The 549-nt window shown below is 46.4% G+C and carries 1 protein-coding gene; it reads right to left on the bottom strand.

Translation table 11 applies throughout. The features are described 5' to 3' along the window. Positions 1–549, bottom strand: a 549-nt coding sequence (locus R7R24_RS29620) for an ATP-binding protein (RefSeq protein ID WP_318120578.1), incomplete at both ends; no start/stop codon positions are given.

Below are 549 nucleotides of genomic sequence, written 5' to 3'. Positions count from 1 at the left end.
ACGTTCTAAGTCGAAGTGGAAGATTTTCTCGATGATTGGTGTTTTGTTGGTGTTTAAGTGCTGAACGAACGCTTGAATACCACCTTCATACATGAAGTGGTCTTGCTTGTCCGCTTCGCGCTCATCAATAAGCTTGATAGAAACGCCTGAGTTCAAGAACGATAGCTCACGCAGACGTTTTGCTAGGATGTCGTAATGGAATTCAGTGTTAGAGAAAGTTTCTGCACTTGGCCAGAAACGAATTTGTGTACCGGTTTTATCCGTATCACCCACAACCGCTAGAGGCGCTTCAGGCTCACCATGACGGTAAGTTTGCGTGTGGATATGACCGCCACGATGGATGGTTAGTACCACTTTTTCTGACAGTGCGTTTACTACCGAAACACCCACGCCGTGAAGACCGCCTGATACTTTGTACGAGTTATCATCGAACTTACCACCAGCGTGCAGTACGGTCATGATAACTTCTGCTGCTGATACTTTTTCTTCTGGGTGCATTTCTGTTGGAATGCCACGACCATCATCGCTAACGGAAACCGAGTTATCCTC

The sequence above is a fragment of the Vibrio sp. 704 genome (assembly GCF_033339295.1).
Note: the sequence above shows the minus strand (reverse complement) of the source record. Positions and strands in the feature narration are given on the sequence as shown.